A 22,124-nucleotide genomic window follows, 5' to 3' on the forward strand; every position below is an offset into this window, starting at 1 on the left:
GCCTCAGGGTCAGTCAAGGCCCATCTCCTTCAGCACCTCGTTGGTGATGCGGAAACCGTCGATGGCGGCCGGGATGCCGCAATACACGCCGATCTGCAGAAGAATCTCGGTAATCTCTTCCTTGGTAAGGCCATTGTTGATGGCGCCGCGAACGTGGAGCTTCAGCTCGTGCGGGCGGTTCAGCGCGCTGATCATGCCGAGGTTCAAGATGGAGCGCGCGCGGCGGTCGAGGCCGGGCCGGTTCCAGATATTGTCCCAGCAATATTCGGTGGTCAGCACCTGCATCGGCCAGTTGAAGTCGGTGGCGTTGTCGACCGAGCGGTTGACATAGTCCTCGCCCAGCACCTCGCGGCGGGTCTTGAGGCCTTTTTCGAATTTTTCGGAACGCGGACGCGTGTTGGCCATGGGATCAGCTCCTTGAAAAAGCGCATGCGAACCCGCCATCACCAGATGGAGGTGCCGCCGTCGATGGTGAGGGTGGACCCGGTGGCGAACGCCGACTTGTCGGAGGCGAGCCAGAGGATGGCCTCGGCGATCTCCTCCGGCCGGCCCATGCGATGCATGGGGGCGCGGTCGTCGAGTGCCTTCTTCATGGCGGCCGGGTCGGCGGCCTGTGCGAACATGCGGTCGAAATAAGGAGAATGGACCGTCCCGGGCGCAACGGCATTGACCCGGATGTTCTGGTGCACGTGGTCGAGCGCCATCGCGCGCGTCAATGCCACGACGCCGCCCTTAGAGGCGACATAGGCGGCGCGGTCGGCGATGCCGACCATGGCGGTATAGGAGCCGGTGTTGACGATCGTGCCACCGCCCTGAGCCGCCATCAGGGGAATGACGTGCTTCGAGCACAGGAACACGCCTTTGAGGTTGACGGACATCAACCGGTCCCAATCCGCCTCGGCGATGCTCACCACGGTGCCGGTGAAGCCGAACCCGGCATTGTTCACGAGGACGTCTATCCGCCCGAACTGCGCGACGGTGAAATCCACCATGGCGCGCACATCGGCATCCTGGCTGACGTCGGTGCGGACGGCGCGGGCGTTCGGGCCGAGGGCCGCGGCGGTCTCCTGGGCGGCGTCCTCGTTGCTGTCGGCAATCACGACCTTCGCGCCATCTCGCACGAAAAAGGTGGCGGCAGCCTTGCCGATGCCGCTGCCCGATCCGGTGACGATGACGACTTTTCCTTCCAGTGACATCGGTTTTCCTTAAGCTTGATGAAGGGGGTGGCGACCACGTCAATGTCCGCCGAGACCGGCTTCCGCGAGAGAGGATTCCGGCAGGCTGTCGAGAGTCGAGACCTCGCCGCGCTCGATCACATAGATCCGGTCGGCGAACGCGCGCAGCAGGCTGGGATTGGATTCGGTGATCAGCAGGGTGATGTCCCGGTCCGCGTCGCGCAGCGCCCGCAGCGCGGTGCCGTAGCGGATCGCCAGCACCGGCGCGAGGCCCTGGAACGGTTCGTCCAGCAGGATGATGCGGTCGCCGGCCATCAGCGCGCGGCCGAGCGCGACCATCTTGCCTTGCCCGCCGGAAAGGCCCGCCGCGGGCCGTTCGCGCATGTCCTTCAGCTCTGGCAGCACGCCATACACCCGCTCCAGGCGCCGCGCGATTTCTGTTTCGGGCAGGCGCATGACCTCGGCGGGAAAGCGCAGGTTCTGTTCCAGGGTGAAGGCGCCGTAGAGCCGGCGGTCCTCCGGTGCATAGCCGATGCCGAGATAGGGCCGGCGATGGGGCGGCACCTGCGCCAGGCTGTTGCCGTCGAGCGTGACCTGCCCGGCGGTGATCTTCATGAAGCCCATGATGGACCGCAGCAGGCTGGTCTTGCCGGCGCCGTTGCGGCCGATGAGGGCGATGGTGGAGCCCTGGGGCATTTCGAGGTCCGCGTGACGCAGCACCTCGATGCCTTCGATCTGGGCGGAGAGCCGTTCGATCTTCAGCATGTCAGACCCCGATCACGTTCTTGCGCACGTCGGGATCGTTGAGCACATGCTCCGGCGTTCCCTCCAAGGCGATCTTGCCGCCGGTCCACACCGCCACGCGATCGGCGTAGCGGGAGACCACATCCATGTCGTGCTCGACGAAAATGGCAGTGGTGGCGCTATGATCCAACGCACGGACCAGGGTATCCATGATAGAGAATTTCTCCCGACTGGAGACGCCGCTGGTCGGCTCGTCCATGAACACGAGGCGCGGCTTGAGGGCGAGCGCGAGCGCGATGTCGATCAGCTTGCGCATGCCCTCGGGCAGTTCGCGCACGGGGCGGTCTCCCACGCTGCTGAGGCCGATCACCTCCAGCATGTCGCGCATCTCGTCGGCCTTGGGATGGCGATCGAGCCGCATCCAGGGCCGCCAGGTGCCCTCGCGGGCGGAGAGGGCGAGCAGCAGGTTTTCGAACACCGTATTGTCGAGAAACAGCTGCGGCAGCTGGAACGAGCGCCCGATGCCGCCGCGCGCGATGGTGCGCGGGGCAAGCTGGGTGATGTCCTTGCCCTCGAAGATCACCGCCCCCGACTGCGGCTTGAGATAGCCGGTGCAGATATTGACGAAGGTGGTCTTGCCGGCGCCGTTGGGGCCGATGATGGCGATGCGCTCGCCCGCATGGGCGGTCAGCGAGGCGCCGTCGGCGGCCACCACGCCGCCGAAGCGCAGGCGCAGATTCTCGGCCTTCAGAACGATCTGCGTCATGCCCCGCCCCTCTTCTTGCCGAAGCGCATCTGGGTCAGCCCCTGCGGCGCGAACATGATGATGGCGATGAGCGAGACGCCGAGAATGGTCTGCCAGTAATCGGCGGCGAACGCGGCGGCGTAATTGCGGACGACCTCATAGACAATCGAGCCGGCGAACGCGCCCACCACATTGCCCGCGCCGCCGAGAATGGCGATGAAGACGAATTCGCCCGAGCGCACCCAATAGGCGAATTCCGGCGCCACATGGCCGGTGACGATGGCGATGACGCCGCCGCCGAGCCCGGCGAGGCACGCGGACACCGCATAGGCTATGTGCAGGATGCGCCCGCTCGACACGCCGAGATATTCAAGCCGTGTCTCGTTCGACTTGATGGCCTCCAGCCCCTTGCCGAGCGGCGAGGCGAGATAGCGCCCGACCACCAGCGCCACCACAAGGACGATCGCGAGGGTGGTGTAAAACATCCAGAATTCAAACGAAACGCGCCCGAGCTTGAGGCCCGCCAGCGTCGGCCGCGCCACGTTGAGCCCGTCGCCGCCGCCGGTAATGGAATAGAGTTTTTCCAGCAGCGAGAACGCGACCATGGACACCGCGAGGTTGATCATGGCGAAGAAGATGTCGCGATAGCGCACGGCGAAGAAGCCGAACACCACCGCGATCACGCTCGCCACCAGCGCGCCCGCCGGCAGCAGCAGCAGGGTGTCGAGCCCCAGGCGCGCCTGCACCAGGAACGCGACCGTATAGGCGCCGGCCGCATAATACAGGCCGTGGCCGAACGAGATCTGCCCCGCGCGCAGCAGGACCACGACGCCCAGCACCGCAAGCCCCACGCCGAGCGCGATGGTGAGCATCACCGTCGCCCAGGGAATGAAGAAGGGAACGCCCGCGACCGCGCAGAAGGCGATCGCGCCGAACAGGAGGTCGAAGCGCATCACACCTTCCTCGTCTGGAGGGTGCTGAACAGGCCCTGCGGCTTGAACAGGAGCACCACGAACATGATGAGATATGGCATGAGCACGTCGAATTCCGGGGCGAGATAGACCGCGATGGAGCGCCCGAGGCCGATCATGAGCGCCGCCACCGCCGCGCCCTCGATCTGGCCGAGCCCCGCCGTGGCGGCGACCGCGAAGGAGAGGATGATCATGCCCGAGCCCATGCCGGGAACGAGCGAGGTCGAGCCCGAGGCCAGCGCCCCGCCGAACGCCGCGAGCGCGGCGCCGGCCATGAAGGTGAAGAGATAGACGCGGCTGGAATCCACGCCCATGGCCATGGAGGCCTCGCGGTCCTCGGTCACGGCGGTGACGATGCGGCCGATGCGGGTGTAACGCAGGATGAAGCGCAGCCCCACCAGCACACACAGCGCCACCAGCGGGATGACCGCCAGCTGATAGACCGAATAATTGATGCCGAGCACGTTCACCGTGCCGAGCAGGCTCAGCGGCGTGTTGACGAAATATGGCTTCACGCCCCACGTGACCTTCTGCACGTCTTCCAGGATCATGAAGACGGCGAACGTCACCAGCAGCTGGAGCACCTGCTCCTTGCCGTAGATGCGGCGCAGAAGCGTCGCCTCCAGGAGGCCGCCCACCACCACGCCCACAAGAATCGCGGCGACCAGCATGGCGGGATAGGAGAGCCAGGGGCTCCAGCCCGCGGTTGCGATCCAGATGCCCAGCGACGCCGCCACATAGGCGCCGATGGCATAGAAGCTCCCATGGGCCACGTTGACGATCCGCAGGACGCCGAAGATCAACGAAAGCCCCACGGCGACCAGGAACACCTGGGCGCCGTAGGAGAGGCCATCGAGCATGGCCAGAAGGATGATGTCCAAGGACATGAAGACGGCCTCACCGATCCCTTTACTTCGCCGCGGCGAAGGTTTCGATGGAGGGGTCGCTTGCCATCGCGGGCTTGATCTTGCTCAGCCATTCGGCCGACTTCTCGCCGATGGGCGTGGTCACGAGCGCACCGGGATAGATCGAGATGTTGTCGAGCACCGCGAAGGGATATTGCGGCACGCGGATGGTGGTGCCGATGAGCTGGTCTTCCAGGCCCTGGTGATCGGCGCGGATGGTCACGTCGCTGGTGAGGCCGTGGAATTTCAGATTCTGGAACGCGGCGAGCAGCTGATCCTTGGAGGGCCACTGGCCGTTGTTGTCCTTGGCGGCCTTCACATAGGCATCCTGGAGCGCGGCCATCGCCTGTGCCATGTGGAACACGGGATAGATCGGATAGGCGCCGGTCTTGTCGTGATAGCGCTTCACGAAGTCCTGGAACGCCGCGTCCTTGAGATGCTTGGGATGCAGGAAGTAATGATCGCCGCGTCCGCCGATGATGACGCCGGCGGGCACCGCGTCGCCCAGGCGCTCCAGCGAGCTTTCGCCGAGCGGCAGCACGAAGGTGCTCTGGGTCATGAAGCCCCGCGCCGCCGCCTGCTGGACGAAGGTGTCGAGATCGCCGCCCCACGAGGTGTTCACCACCACGTCCGGCTTCAGCGCCTGGAGGCGGGAAATCTCGGTGGAATAATCCGGCGCGCCGAACTTCGGGAACAGCTCCGCCACCACCTGCACGTCGGGCTTCAGCGCCTTGAGCGCGGTGAGGAACAGGCCCCACTGGTCGCGCCCGGCGGCATAATCCTGGTTCACGCCGGCGATGGTCTTGAAGTTCGGCTTGTTCTTCACGAGATACAGGGCCGCGGCCAGCATTTCCGCGCCGGTGTGCGCTTGGGTGCGCACGGAATACTTATATTTGTTGTCCTCGAAGATGCGTGGCGAGCTGCAGTCCCACAGGATGTTCGGGACTTCCAGATCCTCGGCCACCGGGCTGAGCGCAAGGCAATTGGCGCTTGAGACCGAGGCCAGCATCACCTGCGCGCCCTCGTTCAGCACCACGCGGCGATATTCCGACATCAGCTGGTTGGCGCCCGCGCCTTCGTCGATGACGATGGCCCGAACCGGCACGCCGAGAATGCCGCCCTTGGCGTTGATATCGGCGATCAGCATGTCCGCCGCATTCTTTCCCGGAACCCCGAAGACCGAGGCCGGACCCGACAGGAAGGTGGTGATTCCGATCACTAGCTCTTTGGGTTTTTCAACCGCGGATGCCGGCGTAATCGCGAGTACGGCGGCGCTGAGCGCAGCCATGGCGGCCTTTGCAATCATGAACGTCTCCTCCAAGAAATCCGCAGCTTGTCGCTGACCTTGTGGGAAGATTGCCTGCTATCAGACAATCCGTCAACATGACAAAGCAGGTTTCTTGTCCGGCAGGCGCCGCCGCGCGGGAGGGTGTGGGAAACGGCACGAAACCGGGGTGGAAATCGGCAGCGGCGGGCGCCGGCAAGGTGCCGCAAACGCAGGGATGCCCGGCACGGGGCCGGGCATTTCGGGCGATGTTGGTCAGCTTCGATTGAAGCTTTCAAACCACTTCAGAAGGTGATGACATGCCGCACGACCTTGCCCTGGTCGAGCAGGTCGAAGGCCGCATTGATCTCCTCCAGCGGGCCGGTGCCGGAGAGCAGGCGATTCACCGGCAGCTTGCCGCGCTCATAAAGGGCGATGAAGCGGGGGATGTCGCGCGACGGCACGCAGCTGCCCATATAGCTGCCGTGGATGGTGCGCTCCTCGCCCACCAGGTTCACGGGCGGCAAGGTGATCTGGGAATTGGGATTGGCGAGCCCCGCCGTCGCCGTCTTGCCGCCGCGCCGGGTGATCTTATAGGCGAGGTCGAACGCGCGCACCGAACCGGCCATTTCGATGGCGTGATCCACGCCGCCCTTGGTCGCCGCCTTCACCTTTTCCACGATGTCCGGATCGGTGGCGAGGAAGGCGTCGGTGGCGCCGAGCTCCAAGGCCAGGTCCAGCTTGTCCTGGGCGAGGTCGATGGCGACGATGCGCGTCGCGCCGCAGGCCGCGGCCCCGAGCACCGAGGACAGGCCGACGCCGCCGAGGCCGACCACGGCCACGCTGTCGCCGGGCCGCACCTTGCAGGTGTTCACCACGGTGCCAACTCCGGTCATCACCGCGCAGCCGAACAGCGCCGCTTCCACCAGCGAAATGTCGGAATCGATCTTCACCACCGAGCGGCGGGAGACCACGGCATATTCCGCGAAGGCGGAAACGCCGCTGTGGTGATAGGGCTGCAGGCCGTCGTCGCAATGGAATCGCCGCGCGCCGGACAGCAGCGTGCCGCGCCCGTTGGCGGCGTGGCCCGGCTCGCACAATTGGGCGCGCCCCTCCATGCAGGGCATGCAATGGCCGCAGGTGGGCAGGAAGCTCATCACCACCTTGTCGCCGCGCTTCAGGTCGCTGACGCCCGCGCCGACCTCCTCCACCACGCCGGCGCATTCATGGCCGATGACCATGGGGGTCGGCCGCAGGCGGTCGCCGTTGATGACGGAAAGATCGGAATGGCAAAGGCCGGCGGCGGCGATCTTGACCAGCACTTCGTCCGCGCCGGGCGGATCCAGCTCGATGGTCTCGATGCTCAGCGGCTTGTTGACGGCATAGGGGCGCTCGACGGGCGAGGCGCGCAGGACGGCGGCGCGAATACGCATGGTTTCCTCGATGAGTGTTTCCAGCAGAGGGCTGCCCCGGCATTTTGATCTGGCTTGCTCGCCGGCTTGGTGCCGCCGCGGGTGGCCGGTGCGGGAAAATTATCGGCGCCCCTTCTATCAGTCAATCAGACAATATTCTCCTGTGAGATTGACAGCGGTTTGAAGGCCATGCCTGTTATGGCAAAACGGGACCGCACGTTTGTCAGGCCGGGCGATGGACAATCAGGATCTACACATCACACGCCAAGCGGCAACGCTGCGCCTCATGGTGGAAGAGAAGCTGCGCGCCGCCATCGCCAAGGGCCTGTTCAAGCCCGGCCAAAGGCTGATCGAGCGCGAGCTGTGCGAATTGATCGGCGTCGGGCGCACCTCCATTCGCGAGGCGCTGCGCCAGCTCGAGGCGGAAGGGCTGGTGCAGACGATCCCCCACCGCGGGCCTATCGTCAGCAGCATTTCGGCGCAGGAGGCGCGCCAGCTCTATGAGATCCGCGCCCTGCTGGAAGGTTATGCCGGCCGCCAGTTCGCGGAGCGCAAGAATCCGGACGCCGTCAAGGAATTGGACAAGACGGTCAAGGCCTTGGTGAAAGCTGCGAAAAGCGACGAGCAACTGGCTTTGATCGAGGCGAAGACACGTTTTTACAAAGTACTGATGAACGGGGCGGACAATGTGTTCGTCACCCAGATGCTCACCAGCCTGCACAACCGCATCACCCTGCTGCGCTTCACGTCCATGACCCAAACCGGGCGGTTGGCGCGCAGCATCGTGGAAATCCGTGAGATCTACGACGCCATCGCATCTGGGGATGGCGATGCGGCCGAGAAGGCCTGTCGTCGCCATATCGAAGAGGCAGCGAAGGTTGCCTTGGCCGTGCTTGATGCGAGCCTCGTCACGCCCTCCGCTCCGGCTCCCGGGCGCAAGGTGAAAGCGAAAGCGGGCATCTGAGAGGTTATCGAGCGAAGCGGGTTTCGATTTTCATGAAGGGGACGGCTTCTCACCTTTAGGCGGTATGGCGGTTGATGCCAGCCCAGGACGGGAACAGCCGCTCCAGCAGCATTTTCGGCAAGACGAGGCCGAACGCCATGGCCAGCAGGATCGCGCCGGCGGTGGTGCCGTCAAGAATCGGTGGAAGCAGCAAGTCCGGCGAGGCCGTCCGTCCGGCATCCAGGATCGCCACCATCCCCGCCGCCATGCGAAAAACGAACACGCCGGGAATAAGCGAGACCACAGAGGCGAAGGCAAAGGCGGCGAACGGCAGCCGCATGCGATTCGCGATCGGCGTAACCAGGGTGCCGGCGATCAGGCAGGCGATGAACGCGCCACCGGCGAGGCTAGCGCCGTCGGCGATCGCCACCCAGCGGCTCGCATGGGCGGTCATGCCGATGGCGATAGGGATCGGCAGCGTGCGCCACGACATGGAGAAGAATGTGCCGAACGCGGCGACCGCAACCCCCGCCGCCGCGACATCGAGGGCGAGCGGCACGGGCACCATTGGGCCGGGTGGGGGGAAGCACGCTTGGCCCAGCGACAGGCCGGCGATCAGCCCGACGCAGATCAGCAGGATCACCAGGGACGCGAATCCCAGCCGGGCCGCACCGAGGGCGATGCGCAGATGCGCGAGGTCGAGCGATCCGTTGAGCAGGTGCGGCCCGGGCACGAGCACCATGCAAGGGCACAGGGCGATCAGATAGAGGTTGGCCTCCGGCACGAGCCACGACGTGGCGGCGCCGATCAGGCCGGCGAGCAACGCCGCGCACAGCGGTTGCATCAGAAAATTGCGTGAAACGCGGGCAAGCAAGCGCCGCAGCGCGGCACCCGCCCCGGCGCTCAGGGCGATCAGCAGTAGGCTTGGCAGGTCGGATGCGCCGAAGATGACCCCCAGCGCCGCGGCTCCCGCCGCGGCCAAACCGATGAAGCGCGGCGTGGAGGCCGGCGGAAGCCGGGCGATGTCCTGGACCGCCGCGCGGGCGTGGGCGATATCCATCCGGTCGGCGCAGACCTCGTCGATGAGCTCGATGGTCAGCGTCACCTTGTTCATGTCGACGCCCACCGGGGCCGCCACGATGGCTTCCACGCGCGAAATCCCAGGGCCGGTTAAGGGTTCCATGCGGATGATCAACTCGCCCCAGGTTGGAAACACCGCGACGGACAGGCCGAGCGCGCGGCCGAGCCGCGCGATGTTCTCGATGGTGCGCTCGGTGGTCTGGCCGTTCAGATAGAGAATCGTCGCGCACGCGCACACCAGGGCGAACGCGTCATTGTCGCCCGGTGACGGCGCCGCTGCCGATGAGGTCATGCCGCCTCACCCAACCACTGGGGCGAGGAAAAGCGCGGTCTTGGCGGGTCCATTCAGCTCGGGCATCGGCAGGCTCCGGGAAAAGAGTTGATCTTCTATACCGCGTCCGGACGCAAAAGCGGTGAGCGGTCCCTCTCCAGCATTTTTTGGGCCGGGCATCGTCAGGCCGGGGCACACGCGGTCGCGCCCTCCCCGGGCGCTTGAGGCGCGGCTTCAAACTCCACGGAGTTAATGATTGCCGGGCCGCCGAAAATAATCCCGAAACCGATGCGGGCGACGGAAAATACTGTATCTGCGCCATATTGGGCCGCCTGCGCTGGGCGTACCGGCCTGGGGACGATGGTGTTTTCCAAACCTCCTGTTAACGCCGGCTCCGTATCTCTGGAGGCAACGCGGCCGGCTCGGCCGGCCCTCCGGGTCCTGGAAGATCATGCCTTCTTCAAATCGCCCTCCCAGATCATTCGAGCCATCTTTTTCCGCCCCCGCCCGGGCCGGCGCCGCCCTGCCGCCGACGCGGCCTTCGCTGCCCCGCGATGGCGCCGCCGGACCGACCTCGCCGTGGGTCGCGATCGAACTGGTGCCGAGCTGGCTGCGGCCGTTTACCCTCGACGAGAACACCCGTTTCACGCGGACGCCGGACCTTTTTCTGCGGCCCCGGCGTGCGGCGGACGCACCGGCCGACAAGGCCTCCGGGCAGCTCGCTGAAATCTCCCCCGTGTCGAACGAATCGCTTCCGACTTTTGAACCTGCGGCGGTCGCGGCCAGCGGCCCGACCTGGCGCTTCCTGGTGGAGGAGACCGAGCCGGAAACGCAGACCAGCACCATGGCGTGGAACGCGATGTCGGAGCCGTCGGCCATGCCCGGTCCACAGCTCCCTGTTGCAAATTTTGACCCCATTTCTCTCCCCGACCTTGGTCTTGCCGTATCCGCGGTTCTGCCGGGCGATTTGGATTTGCCCGCCGGCGTGGAGGAAGCAACCGACCACCTGCCCGTGCGTGATGAGGGCTTGCCCGAGGCGGCGCCTGTGCTGACGTGCGAGGTGGCTTGCGAATGCCCGCCGGTGCTGGACGCGCCAATGGATGAATTGGACGAGACGACGTCGCAAATCGAGCCTATTCAAGCGCCGGCCCACGACAGCGTTTCTCTGGAGCCGGGCGAGCCACCGGTCGCGGTTGAAACGCAGGTGCCCGCCACCCTGGCGAAGCTCGCCCGCCTGATCCAGATCGGCGAAAGCTTCGCCCTTGGAGCAAACGCGGATCAAGACCTGCTGCCCCAGGCCGAGATCTGGGCGGCGGCGACTGAAGCCGCGCCGCCTTTCGCAGTTGAGGCCGCTACTGCACTGACCAGCGCGGAGGCTGTTGGAGACGCACCGGCTAGAGAAGACGCGGAGGCGCGTGGGGAGGTCGAGGCTGTTGAGGACGCCGTGGTCCTCGGCGACTTGGAGATTGAGCCTGTTCGGAGCCTGCCGGAACTCCCGCCGGTCTCCGCCGCCGTCGCGGCATCCTTCCATTGGACGTTTCCGACCCTGCAGTTTCACCCGGAGATCGTCCCGCCGGCCGCCCCCGTTCTTCCGCAGGTCGTCGCCTCCGAACCGCCATCCCCGGTCGTCCTACCACTCCTGGACGCGGAGGAAGGCGAGCTTGATCGCTACACGCTCCCCGACCTGTCCCTTCTGCGCGAGCCGCCGGCCGAGGAACCCGATTTCGAGCTGTCTGAAGAGTTCCTGGACCAAAGCTCGGCCATCCTCCAGCAGACCTTGCGTGACTTTGGGGTGCGCGGCGAGGTGATCGACGCCAATCCAGGCCCGGTCGTGACCCTGTATGAGTTCGAGCCGGCGCCCGGCACCAAGTCCAGCCGCGTCATCGGGTTGGCGGCCGATATCGCCCGGTCCATGAGCGCTGTCTCGGTGCGCGTGGCGGTGGTCGAAGGCCGCAACGTGATCGGCATCGAATTGCCGAACCGGCGGCGGGGCACGGTGTGGCTGCGCGAGCTGCTGGCGAGCCCGCATCTTGATGCGGCCCATGCCAAGCTTGCCATCGCGCTCGGCAAGACCATCGGCGGTGAGCCGGTGATCGTCGATCTCGCCCGCATGCCGCATCTGCTGGTGGCGGGCACCACCGGCTCGGGCAAGTCGGTGGCCATCAACACCATGATCCTCTCGCTGCTGTATCGGCATGCGCCCGAGGCCTGCCGGCTGATCATGATCGATCCCAAGATGCTGGAATTGTCGGTTTATGAGGGCATTCCCCATCTGCTGACGCCGGTCGTGACCGACCCTAAGAAGGCCATCATCGCGCTCAAATGGGCGGTGCGCGAGATGGAGGACCGCTACAAGAAAATGTCCCGCCTTGGGGTGCGCAACATCGACGGCTTCAATGCCCGCATGGCGGAGGCGCGGGCAAAGGGCGAGGTCATCAAGCGCCAGGTCCAGGTGGGCTTCGATCGGGAGACCGGAGAAGCGCTGTTCGAAGAGCAGGACATGGATCTCTCGGCCCTGCCGTTCATCGTCATCATCGTCGACGAGATGGCAGATTTGATGCTGACCGCCGGCAAGGAAATCGAAGGCGCCATCCAGCGTCTCGCGCAAATGGCCCGTGCCGCCGGCATCCATCTGGTGATGGCCACCCAGCGCCCGTCGGTGGATGTCATCACCGGCACCATCAAGGCGAATTTCCCGACCCGCATCTCGTTCCAGGTGACCTCGAAGATCGACAGTCGGACCATCCTCGGCGAGATGGGCGCGGAGCAACTGCTCGGCCAGGGCGATATGCTCTACATGGCGAGCGGTGGGCGGATTACCCGCGTCCATGGTCCCTTCGTCTCCGACGGCGAAGTGGAGAAGGTGGTGGCGCATCTGAAAGCCCAGGGCGGGCCGGAATATCTCGATGCCGTCACTAGTGAGGATGACGCGGAAGGGGCCGGCGAGGGTGAGGATGGCGCGGTGTTCGACAAGGGCGCCCTCGGCGAGGTGACCGGGGACCTCTACGAACAGGCGGTGGCGATCGTGCTGCGCGACCGCAAGGCCTCGACCTCCTACATCCAGCGCCGGCTACAGGTGGGTTATAACAAGGCGGCCAGCCTGATGGAGCGCATGGAGACCGAGGGTATCGTCGGCCCCGCCAATCATGCGGGCAAGCGCGAGATCTTAAGCGGCGCCGGTTGACCCCACCCGCCTCCGAACCGATGCCGCCTGGCGGCATCGGTTTTTCATGCGCCCTCGAAGCCTTGCGCTCTGAGGGAAACGGCGACCCTTTCTAGGCGACTTCGTCGGTGGTCACCTGGAAGCTGGCCAGGGTGCAGGGGCCGAAGGACGTCACGATTGCGACGTCGGTGGCATCGCGGCCGCGCGCCATCAGGATGCGGCCGATGCGGGGCTTGTTGTGCCGCGCATCGAACGTATACCAGCGGTCGCCGAGATAGACCTCGAACCAGGCGCTGAAATCCATCGCTGCGCCATCCGGCGGCACGCCGATATCGCCGAGATAGCCGGTGCAATAACGCGCAGGCAAATTCATGCAGCGGCACAGTGTGATGGCAAGGTGGGCGAAGTCGCGGCACACGCCGCGCCGCTCCGTATAGGCGTCGAACGCCGTCTTGGTCGGGCTGGCATGGGCATAGCCGAAGGTGATGTGGCCGTGGACATAATCACAGATCGCGGCGACCAGCGGCCATCCCTTGGGCACCTGTCCGAACAGGGACCAGGCAATGTTGGAAAGGCGGTCGGTCTCGCAATAGCGGCTGCCCAGCAGATAGAGCAGCGCTTCCACGGGGAGGTTGCCCAGAGCATGCTGCTGCGCGTGGGGGGCATAGACGTCCGCCTGCCCAGGGTCCAGGATCGTGAAATCGGCGGACATGGTCAGCCGCCCGGCGGGCGCGTTGATGACGTGGCAGAAATTGCCGAAACTGTCGTGATAGGTGTTCACGGGTACCGAGGGGTCGAGCATGACCCGGTCCGGGGTCAGAAGATCGGCGACCCGCGAAGGGTGCACGCTCAGGGTCAAGATCATGGGGGTCGGCTGCGGGCAATCGTAGGCTATCTGGTAGCCGGCGTGAATCTTCATCGAAAGTCTCCGGAGACGGCGCGAGCAAAGCCCTATGGTTTGCGCTCAACGCGCCGGCAAAAGATCAGGTCGTGGTCGTCACAGTGTCGAGTCTTTGCCTGGGCAAATTTCGTCCGCGCGATGTCCTTGCCGAGTCTTGTCCCTCGACATTACCATCATCCGGCCCAGGCCGCCGATGATTGTCACATCATCGCCGGCAAAGGCTGGCTAAATAACCGGCATCTGAAGAGCGCATGCCTGGAAACCACCTGGGCCGCTGCCGCCCCAAGTCCCTATAGAGTATAGCTGGCGTCGCGATTCCTCCGGGAGATCGCGCCGTTCAGCGAACGATGAAGTCCAAGGAATCTTATGGCGCATACTTTCCTGGGAGCCGATGAGCCGGCGCCGGTCACGGTCCATAACGCGCGGGGGCGGTCACCGTTCCTTCTCGTCGCAGACCATGCCGGCGACGCCATGCCGCGCGTCCTCGGCCGCCTCGGGCTTCCGCAGTCCGAATGCCGCCGCCACATCGCCATCGACATCGGAATCGCCGGCGTGTCGCGCGCTTTGGCCGATGCACTCGACGCGACGCTAATCCAGCAGAATTATTCGCGCCTGGTCATCGACTGCAATCGACCTCCGGGAACGCCGACGTCGATCCCGGAGGTCAGCGAGCGCACCGGCATTCCCGGCAATCTCTCGGTGAGCGCGGCCGAGGCGGCGGCCCGTGCTCGGGCGATCTTCCAGCCCTATCACGATCGCATCGAAGCCGAGCTGGAGACGCGGCGGCTGGCTGGCCGCCCGGTCGTCCTGGTATCGATGCACAGCTTTACACCTGTGTACCTCAATGCCGCGCGGCCGTGGCATGCGGGGGTGCTCTATAATCGCGACCCGCGCCTCGCCCATCTGCTGCTGGGGCTGCTGAGACGGGAGGATGGTCTCGTCGTCGGCGACAATGAGCCCTACAACGTGAGCGATGACACGGACTACACCATTCCTGTGCACGGGGAGCGGCGTGGGATTCCCCATGTCGCCATTGAGATCCGCCAGGACCTTATCGGCGACGGACCCGGTCAGCTGGCGTGGAGTGCTAGGTTTACCCGCCTGCTGACTCTGGCCTATCGCGGCCTTGATGAAACCATGGCAGCCGCGGCCGCATCCTGAGCCCGGCCGCTGGCCAAATCCAGGAACGGCCGTCGCAACCCCACCATCCCCCGAGGTGAGGGGGAAGCTCTGCCCCCTCACCCGCCCGCTGCGCGGCCGACCTCTCCCCGTGGGGGAGAGGTTATTCGCTTCAAGTCCCGCGGCTGCCTTATCCTGCCGGCGCAGCTAGGACTTGACCGGGCGGGCTTTCCCCTGCGCAGATGAAAGGGCGCGGGTGGAACCCAAGCAAGACAGTCGCCGTTGGTGGCGTGTTTCCAGCCTGGAGGGTAGCATGGGCGTGTTGTGGACCATCATCATCGGCTTCGTCGCCGGCATTGTCGCGAAACTGATCTATTCCGGCGCGAACGAGCCGCAGGGGTTCATCCTCACCACCGTGCTCGGGATCGTCGGCGCGCTGGTTGCGACATATCTCGGCCAAGCCATCGGCTGGTATCAGGCCGGTCAGGGCGCCGGGTTCATCGGCGCGGTTGTCGGCGCGCTCATCGTTCTTCTCGCCTGGGGCCAGATCGCCCGCCGCGCCTGATTACCGGCGCAGATCGTCGGGCAGGCGCCGCAACGGCGGCTCTGGCTCCGGGTTTTGTTGCGGCAGCATGGGTTGTCCGGAAGAAGCTTGCGCCGGCGCCTCTTGCTGTGCCGGCGGTGCCGGCGCGGTTTGGGCAGAAGGCGGTGGTGGGGGCGCCACCGGCTGTGGCTTCGCCTTCCAATCGCAGATCGCAGCGAAGCGGGTGCGCACCTCGTTCATGCCGCGATACGCGAAGCTCGCGGCATAAACGATGTTCGCGCGCCCCTCGGCGCGGAAAGAAAGCACGCCCTGGTCGGGCAGCGCCTCGAACAGCTTGACCGGGTCGCGGGCGAGCAGGTCCTGCCGGTTGGGCGCCACATCCCAGGTGCCGGTGATAGGAGCGCCCTCGCCGATGCGGTAAGTCACTTTCGCCGTGGCGTGCGGCGCCGCCAACCCGCTCGGTGAAAACAGAAAATCCAGCCGGTCGTCGAGGCAGCGGATCGCGACGATGGCCTGATCCTGTTCCGCCCAGATGGAGGCGGAGATCTGCCGACTGGAGACCAAGGGCGATTTCGCCTCGACGATGGTCCAGTTCTGTCTCGGCACCTGCGCGGACGCCGCTACGCGGTCCGCGCACCCGCCAGAAGCGCCCGGTGCCGCACAAGGCGGGGCGGCCTTGGCCGAAACGTCGGCCATTGTGCATAGGATGAGGGCGCCAAACACCCAGAGTCGCATCGGTTTCGCGCGTTGAGCAAACGGCATGGGGCCGCTTCATACAGCGAACCTCCGGCTTTTCCAATTGAAAGGCAGAACTCTGGGCGCAGGAGTGGTCGGGCGCGCGGCCGCAAAGGGGATCTGGCGGGCAGGCCGGCCTTGGGCCTATGTAGCGGCGCGCGCAAGATGCGTGATCGGCTCGAAAGTACCTTCCGTGATTCCCTGGCTCCAGCTCGATACCGCAACCGTGCCCGATGGCGGGGGAGAGCTTCGGCTGATGCGGCGCGGGGCCGAATTCTCCATCATGGCCGGTGCCACGGAATTGATGAACAGCCGCCTGAGCGGCTCGGAGGAAGCGCTCGCGGCGCTCGCCTGTGAGCGGCTGCAAGGGCGGGAGGCGCCGCGTGTCCTGATCGGCGGCCTCGGCATGGGCTTCACCCTGCGGGCCGCCCTCGCCGGCCTCCCCGGCGCCGCAACTCTGGTTGTCGCCGAGCTGGTGCCGGCGGTGGTCGCCTGGGCGCGGGGCCCCATGGCCGATCTGTTCGGCGCCTGCCTGGACGATCCGCGCGTGCAGGTCCGCGAGGGTGACGTTGGCGCCCTGATCCGAGAACCCGAGGCGCCCTATGACGCCATCCTGCTGGATGTGGACAATGGGCCGGACGGCCTGACCCGTCCCGCCAACGATAGCCTCTACGATGCGCCCGGGCTCCAGGCGGCGCGGGCTGCCTTGCGGCCGGGCGGTCTGCTTGCGGTGTGGTCCTCGGCGCCGGACGCCGCCTTCTCCCAGCGCCTGCGCCGGACCGGGTTCGCTGTCGACGAAGTGCGGGTCCGCGCGAACGGCAAGCGGGGCGGGGCGCGCCATGTCATTTGGATCGCGACCCGTCCCCTGGGGCGCAGGTGAGGGATATCCAGGCCCCCGGCCACGTGGCCTGCCAAGCGGGGTTGCCTCTAGGGTCCTTTGATAAGCCGCAGCAGAACCCAAAGCAGCGCGGCGCCACTCGACAGGATGGTTGCAAAAATCGCGACCAGGGCGAGAAAATCAGCGTCCATCGATGGACGCTGATGCATCTGCGATGCGCAAGCAATCATGGCGCGGTCATCGGCCAAAAATTGACACCGCCTTCCCGCCCTAAAGCGGCAGGAAGATCGGAATCAGAAACACGCTGACGATCATCGCCACGATGGTGAACGGCACCCCCACCTTCACGAAATCGCCGAAGCTGTATTGGCCGGGACCGACCACCAGCGTGTTCACCGGCGAGGAGATGGGCGTCATGAAGGCCGAGGAGGCGGCCAGCGCCACCACCATGGCGAAGGGATAGGGGGAGGCGCCGAGGTCCTTGGCGATGGCGAGCGCCACCGGCGCCATGAGAACCGCTGTCGCCGTGTTGGAAATGAACAGGCCCAGCAGCGCGGTGATGACAAAGATGGTGCCGAGCACCAGATGCGGCGCCGCCTCACCCACCAATGCGATCACCGCGTCGGCCGCCAGATCGACCCCGCCGGTGCGTTGCAGGGCAAGCGAAAAGGGCAGCATGCCGACGATCAGGATCAGGCTCTTCCAACTGATCGAGCGATAGGCGCTGTTGAAGTCGACGCATTGGAGCAGGCCCATGAGCAGACAGCCGATGATCGCCGCCTGGACGTTGGGAATGACGCCGCTGACCATCAGCGCCACCACGAGTCCCAGCACCGCGAGGGCTTGGGGCGCTCGGCTCGCGGCGGGCAGAACCTCTTCCAGTTCCGCCGGCATGTTCAGCACCACCATGTCGTCCAGATGGTCCTGCAGGGCGCCGATGGACGACCAGAACCCGACCATCAGCAGCGTATCGCCGACTTTCAGCCGCTCGTGGAGCAGGTCGTCCGCCACCACCTTCGCGCCATGCCGCAGGCCGATGACCGTGAGCTGATATTCCGAGCGCACGCGCGCCTCCAGCACCGTGCTGCCGACGAGCCGGGATTCGACCGGGAGGATCACCTCCACCATGCCCAGTTCCTGGGAGCGATCGCTGAAATAATCGCCGTCGCCGAGCGGCAGGGGTTCGACCCGCCAGGTCTGATACAGCGCCTCGCGCTCCTGCGGGGTCGCCAGCACATCCACCAGCAGGATATCCTCTGCTTCCAGGCGGGTGCGGGCCATGGGGCGGATGACGTCCAGCGTCCGGCGGGTGCCGCGCTCGATGGCGAGCAGGTTGACGCCCGCCGCACGCAGCGACACTTCTTCCAGGCGCCGGCCGGCCAGGGGGGAGCCGGGCGCGAGCCGCACGCGGTGGGCGCGCGCTGAGAGGCCATAAGCCTCGACCCAGTCGCGCAGGCTGGGCCGGCGCTTCGCCTCCACGGCCGGTCCCGCCTTGCCGCCCAGCATCCGCCGGGCGAACAGCATGTAGCCGATGCCGAGCACCAGAAGGGGCAGGCCGAACGGGGTGAAGCTGAAGAAGCCGAAGCCCTGGGCGCCCTGGCGCATCAGCTCGGCGTTGACCACGAGGTTCGGCGCGGTGGCCACCAGCGTGAGCATGCCGCTGATCAGGGCGGCGAAGCTCAGCGGCATCATCAGCCGGCTCGGCGCGGTGCCGCGATTCTGGCAGATGCGCAGCACGACGGGAATGAAGATGGCGACCACGGCGGTCGAACTCATCAAGGCCCCGAGCCCGCCCACGGCCGCCATCAGGAGCACCAGGAGGCGCGTCTCGCTGCCGCCGGCCTTGGCGTCCAGCCAGTCTCCGAGCCGCCGGGCGATGCCGGTGCGCACCAGCGCCTCGCCGATCACGAACAAGGCGGCGATCAGTACGATCGAGGGATCGCTGAAGCCGGCCAAGGCCTCGCCCATGGTGATGATGCCGGTCAGCGGCATGGTCACGATCACCAGCAGCGCGACCGCGTCCATGCGCGGCCGGTTGGCGATGAACATGGCAACCGCGACGGCCAGCATCAGGAGCACAAGGGCGAGTTGGGCGTTCATCAATGATCCTCGAAGGCGCCGACGCGCGGTTCGGCCGGGCGGCTCCTGTATGAGCCGCCGCCACGCTTGGCCCTGTCTTCCCCGGATCGACGCCGGATTGCAACCTTGACGGCGCGCCGGCCGCACGACACAGATCGTGGACGCTTCTGCGACGGTCAGGCTTTTACGGTCTGCCGCGACACGGCGAATGCCGGGAGCAGCGGGCCGGGAGGACTGGGATGGGCGACGCAAAGATCGGCGCGGCGCATGTGCGGATGCGAGGGACCGGCCGGCCCGACCTGGCCCGACCTGCGGCGAGGCCCACCCGTTTTCCCATCTGATTTCTTCGGACCAGGCTGGCACACGCTGCCGCATGAGGGCCCATGGCACGGATCAACATCGTCCACGCGACCGAATATACCTACAACAATCCGGTCGGCCTGACGCGCCATCGGATGATGATCCGCCCCGACGACAGCCACGACCTGCGCCTGCACCGGGCCGATCTGCTGGTGGAGCCGCAGCCGAGTTCGATCCGCTGGGCGCATGATGTGTTCAACAATTCCATCTGCTTCCTGGAATGGCCGGAGGATCTGCGCACGCGGCGCCTCAACATCGTGTCGACGCTGGATCTCACGCACCATCCCGAAGGGCCGCCCTTGCCCAATTACAGCCTCGACCCGGCGGCGGAGCTGTTTCCCTTTTCCTATCCCGCTTCGGAAATTCCCGATGTCGCCCGCCTCGCGGAACGCCAGCAGCAGGACCCCAACAATACCGTGGACCAGTGGGCGCGGCGGTTCCTCGGCAATGGCGGCACCTGCCGTACGCTGGATGTGATGGAGGCGATCACCCATGCCATCCGGGCCGAGTTCCGCTATGGCGCGCGCCATGAGGCGGGGACGCAGACCGCCGCCGAGACGCTGGCGCTGGGCACCGGGACATGCCGCGATTTCGCGGTTCTGATGATGGAGGCGCTGCGCAGCTTCGGCCTCGCGGCCCGGTTCGTCACCGGCTATCTCTATCCCGACAGCTTCGGCGAGACGGTCGGCGGCGGGGCGACCCATGCCTGGTGCAGCGTCTATCTGCCCGGGGCGGGCTGGGTGGAATACGACCCCACCAACGGCCTGGTGGCGGGCGCAAATCTCATCCGGGTCGGCGTCACCCGCTCGTCCGAACAGGCGATCCCGATCTCCGGCGGCTTCATCGGCAGCGCCGGCGACCTGCGGGCGATGGAGGTGGACGTGTCGGTTCGGGCCGTTCCGATGTTTTAGGACCTTGCCGAAGAATTTTCTGCGAATCGGATTTTCGCCCCTTCCCCGCCCCTTCCCCGCCCCTTCCCCTACCGGCAAGCGGGCCGGGAGGGGGGCGCAAAGCCTGTGTTTGCGCCAAATGTTTCATGTGAAACATTTGGCGGGCGAAGAAGAACGTCGGAGTCAAACGCTGGAAAAGTGTTCTTTCCACCGATGAATCCGCAAATTCCGGCGAACTTCGTCCCGACGAATTTCGCCCGCGCGACTGCGCCCTGCGATGCCGCTCAGAGGATCATGTCGGGGGTGAGCTGGTTGGAGGGGACGCGCACCTCGACGATGGCCGGCCCGCCGGTGGCGCGGGCACGGGCGAGGGCGGCGGGGAAGTCCGCGTCGGCGCTCACCACCTCGCCGTGCGCGCCGTAGCTGCGGGCGAGGGCGGCGAAATCGGGATTGGTCAGGAAGGTGCCGCTCGGCCGTCCGGGAAAGTGCCGCTCCTGGTGCATGCGGATCGAGCCGTAGATCGCATTGTTCACGACGATCACGACGATCGGCAGCTTGTAATGGACGGCGGTGGCGAACTCGGGCGAGGCCATCTGGAAGCAGCCGTCGCCGGCCAGGGCCACCACGGTCCGCTCGGGATGGCGCAGCTTGGCCGCGATGGCCCCCGGCAGGCCATAGGCCATGCTGCCGGATTTCGGCGCCATCTGCGTGCCGAAGGTCCGGTAGCGGAAGAAGCGGTGCAGCCACACGGTGTAGTTTCCCGCCCCGTTGGCGATGATGGCATCGTCCGGCAGGACCTCGCGCAGATGCAGGATCATCTTGCCGAGGTCAAAGCCGGCGGTGCGGGTGGGCGGCTGCTGGAACGCCTCGAACTCGGCGCGGGCCGCGTGCGCCCAGTCGGTCCAGGGGCCGGACTCGAGCGGCTCCAGTTCCGCAAGGGCGTCGGCGAAGCGCTCCATGCCCGAGAGGATCGGCAAGTCGGCATTATAGACCCGGCCCAATTCCTCCGCGCCGGGGTGCACATGGATCAGCGTCTGTTTGGGCGCGGGAACATCGAGCGCGGAATAGGCCTTGCTGGTGATTTCGCCGAGCCGGTCGCCGATCACCAGCAGCACGTCGGCCGCCTTCACCCGTTCCGTCAGGGCCGGGCTGGAGCCCAGCGTGAGATGGCCGACATAGTGCGGCAGGTCGTTGTTCACGAGGTCCTGCGAGCGGAACCCGGCCGCGACGGGCAGCCCGCTGGCGGCGCAGAAGGCGCTCACCTTGCCTGCGGCCTCGGCGGTCCAGGTACTGCCGCCGATGATCACCAGCGGGCGCTGCGCCCCTTGCAGGATGTCCCGCAGCCGCGCCATGTCGCTCGCCGCCGGGGCGGGGGAGGCGCGGTGGAAGGCCGGCGCGTCGACGACCGCGCCGGTGCTCGCGAGCACGTCCTCGGGAATCGAGAGCACCACCGGCCCCGGCCGTCCCTGGGTGGCGATGTGATAGGCGCGGCTGACATATTCCGGGATCAGGTCGGCGCTTTCGATCTCGCCCACCCATTTCGCCATGTCGGCGAACACGCGGACATAATTGATCTCCTGGAAGCCCTCGCGGCCCCGCGTGGTGCGCGGCACCTGGCCGACGATCAGGATCATCGGGGTGGAATCCTGCCAGGCGGTATGCACGCCCACGGTCGCATGCATGGCGCCCGGCCCCCGGCTGACCAGGCAGAGCCCCGGCAGGCCGGTCAGCTTGCCGTCCGCCTCCGCCATGTGGGAGGCGTTCGCCTCGTGCCGGCACATGACGAAGCGAACGCCCTTCTCGCCCTCGTGCAAAGCATCGAAGACCGGCAGGGCGCTTTCGCCCGGCACGCCGAAGATCCGGTCGGCGCCATGGATGCGCAGCGCATCCACCAGGATCTGCCCGCCGTTGCGCGTGGCGGCGGGCTGCGCCGCGGGCGCGGGGCTATGGGTGTTCATGGGCGTCGCTCCTCCTTGCGCCTGTGC

At 66.3% G+C, this 22,124-nt stretch carries 20 protein-coding genes; 6 read left to right on the top strand and 14 right to left on the bottom strand.

Going from position 1 to position 22,124, the window contains the following annotated elements:
* Positions 1 to 9 precede the first annotated feature (9 nt).
* From V5F77_RS06730 to V5F77_RS06765, 8 genes are all read right to left on the bottom strand, one after another.
* Positions 10 to 405 (bottom strand): carboxymuconolactone decarboxylase family protein, encoded by a 396-nt coding sequence (locus V5F77_RS06730; RefSeq protein ID WP_429004561.1) that lies wholly within the window; start codon positions 403 to 405, stop codon positions 10 to 12.
* 38 nt (positions 406 to 443) lie between these two features.
* Positions 444 to 1,196: an SDR family oxidoreductase gene (locus tag V5F77_RS06735; RefSeq protein WP_429004562.1), complete on the bottom strand. Its 753-nt coding sequence runs from the start codon at positions 1,194 to 1,196 to the stop codon at positions 444 to 446.
* Positions 1,197 to 1,235: 39 nt separating this feature from the next.
* Positions 1,236 to 1,940, bottom strand: a complete 705-nt coding sequence (locus V5F77_RS06740) for an ABC transporter ATP-binding protein (protein WP_429004563.1) — start codon at positions 1,938 to 1,940, stop codon at positions 1,236 to 1,238.
* A 1-nt stretch (position 1,941) separates the two neighbouring features.
* Positions 1,942 to 2,685 (bottom strand): ABC transporter ATP-binding protein, encoded by a 744-nt coding sequence (locus V5F77_RS06745; RefSeq protein WP_429004564.1) that lies wholly within the window; start codon positions 2,683 to 2,685, stop codon positions 1,942 to 1,944.
* Positions 2,682 to 3,617, bottom strand: a complete 936-nt coding sequence (locus tag V5F77_RS06750) for a branched-chain amino acid ABC transporter permease (RefSeq protein ID WP_429004565.1) — start codon at positions 3,615 to 3,617, stop codon at positions 2,682 to 2,684. Before V5F77_RS06750 ends, V5F77_RS06745 begins: the two co-directional genes overlap by 4 nt.
* Positions 3,617 to 4,522: a branched-chain amino acid ABC transporter permease gene (locus tag V5F77_RS06755; RefSeq protein WP_429004566.1), complete on the bottom strand. Its 906-nt coding sequence runs from the start codon at positions 4,520 to 4,522 to the stop codon at positions 3,617 to 3,619. Before V5F77_RS06755 ends, V5F77_RS06750 begins: the two co-directional genes overlap by 1 nt.
* Positions 4,523 to 4,544: 22 nt before the next feature.
* Positions 4,545 to 5,846, bottom strand: a complete 1,302-nt coding sequence (locus tag V5F77_RS06760; RefSeq protein ID WP_429004567.1) for an ABC transporter substrate-binding protein — start codon at positions 5,844 to 5,846, stop codon at positions 4,545 to 4,547.
* Positions 5,847 to 6,109: 263 nt separating this feature from the next.
* A complete protein-coding gene (locus tag V5F77_RS06765; protein WP_429004568.1) occupies positions 6,110 to 7,237 on the bottom strand; it encodes a zinc-dependent alcohol dehydrogenase family protein in 1,128 nt (375 codons plus the stop codon).
* A gap of 214 nt (positions 7,238 to 7,451) precedes the next feature.
* On the opposite strand from V5F77_RS06765, the gene V5F77_RS06770 reads away from it, so the two are divergent.
* On the top strand, positions 7,452 to 8,180 hold the full coding sequence (locus tag V5F77_RS06770; RefSeq protein ID WP_429004569.1) for a GntR family transcriptional regulator: 729 nt from the start codon (positions 7,452 to 7,454) through the stop codon (positions 8,178 to 8,180).
* A gap of 55 nt (positions 8,181 to 8,235) precedes the next feature.
* Here V5F77_RS06770 and V5F77_RS06775 read toward each other — a convergent pair whose 3' ends face one another.
* Complete coding sequence (locus tag V5F77_RS06775; RefSeq protein ID WP_429004570.1) at positions 8,236 to 9,531, bottom strand: threonine/serine exporter family protein; 1,296 nt, start codon at positions 9,529 to 9,531, stop codon at positions 8,236 to 8,238.
* Between the two features lie 430 nt (positions 9,532 to 9,961).
* Here V5F77_RS06775 and V5F77_RS06780 point away from each other — a divergent pair, with 430 nt between their 5' ends.
* On the top strand, positions 9,962 to 12,694 hold the full coding sequence (locus tag V5F77_RS06780) for a DNA translocase FtsK (protein WP_429004571.1): 2,733 nt from the start codon (positions 9,962 to 9,964) through the stop codon (positions 12,692 to 12,694).
* A gap of 91 nt (positions 12,695 to 12,785) precedes the next feature.
* Here the strand turns inward: V5F77_RS06780 and V5F77_RS06785 are convergent, their stop codons facing one another.
* A complete protein-coding gene (locus tag V5F77_RS06785) occupies positions 12,786 to 13,592 on the bottom strand; it encodes a transglutaminase-like domain-containing protein (protein ID WP_429004572.1) in 807 nt (268 codons plus the stop codon).
* Between the two features lie 348 nt (positions 13,593 to 13,940).
* On the opposite strand from V5F77_RS06785, the gene V5F77_RS06790 reads away from it, so the two are divergent.
* Complete coding sequence (locus V5F77_RS06790) at positions 13,941 to 14,735, top strand: N-formylglutamate amidohydrolase (protein WP_429004573.1); 795 nt, start codon at positions 13,941 to 13,943, stop codon at positions 14,733 to 14,735.
* A 271-nt stretch (positions 14,736 to 15,006) separates the two neighbouring features.
* Positions 15,007 to 15,258, top strand: coding sequence for a GlsB/YeaQ/YmgE family stress response membrane protein (locus V5F77_RS06795; protein WP_429004574.1), 252 nt, complete (start codon positions 15,007 to 15,009; stop codon positions 15,256 to 15,258).
* On the opposite strand, the gene V5F77_RS06800 is transcribed toward V5F77_RS06795, so the two are convergent.
* Positions 15,259 to 15,843 (bottom strand): hypothetical protein, encoded by a 585-nt coding sequence (locus V5F77_RS06800; RefSeq protein ID WP_429004575.1) that lies wholly within the window; start codon positions 15,841 to 15,843, stop codon positions 15,259 to 15,261.
* Positions 15,844 to 16,165: 322 nt separating this feature from the next.
* Between V5F77_RS06800 and V5F77_RS06805 the strand changes: the two genes are divergently transcribed.
* The gene (locus V5F77_RS06805) at positions 16,166 to 16,852 is read left to right on the top strand and encodes a spermidine synthase (protein WP_429004576.1); all 687 of its coding nucleotides are present in this window, start codon (positions 16,166 to 16,168) and stop codon (positions 16,850 to 16,852) included.
* Positions 16,853 to 16,899: 47 nt separating this feature from the next.
* Here the strand turns inward: V5F77_RS06805 and V5F77_RS06810 are convergent, their stop codons facing one another.
* Positions 16,900 to 17,058, bottom strand: coding sequence for a hypothetical protein (locus tag V5F77_RS06810; RefSeq protein WP_429004577.1), 159 nt, complete (start codon positions 17,056 to 17,058; stop codon positions 16,900 to 16,902).
* Between the two features lie 22 nt (positions 17,059 to 17,080).
* Positions 17,081 to 18,910, bottom strand: a complete 1,830-nt coding sequence (locus tag V5F77_RS06815; RefSeq protein WP_429004578.1) for an SLC13 family permease — start codon at positions 18,908 to 18,910, stop codon at positions 17,081 to 17,083.
* A gap of 362 nt (positions 18,911 to 19,272) precedes the next feature.
* Between V5F77_RS06815 and V5F77_RS06820 the strand changes: the two genes are divergently transcribed.
* The gene (locus tag V5F77_RS06820) at positions 19,273 to 20,160 is read left to right on the top strand and encodes a transglutaminase family protein (protein WP_429004579.1); all 888 of its coding nucleotides are present in this window, start codon (positions 19,273 to 19,275) and stop codon (positions 20,158 to 20,160) included.
* A gap of 263 nt (positions 20,161 to 20,423) precedes the next feature.
* Here V5F77_RS06820 and V5F77_RS06825 read toward each other — a convergent pair whose 3' ends face one another.
* A complete protein-coding gene (locus tag V5F77_RS06825) occupies positions 20,424 to 22,097 on the bottom strand; it encodes a thiamine pyrophosphate-binding protein (RefSeq protein WP_429004580.1) in 1,674 nt (557 codons plus the stop codon).
* Positions 22,098 to 22,124 lie beyond the last annotated feature (27 nt).

Source organism: Roseixanthobacter psychrophilus, from assembly GCF_043195195.1.
In the GTDB taxonomy this organism is placed as follows: Bacteria; Pseudomonadota; Alphaproteobacteria; order Rhizobiales; family Xanthobacteraceae; genus NCEH01.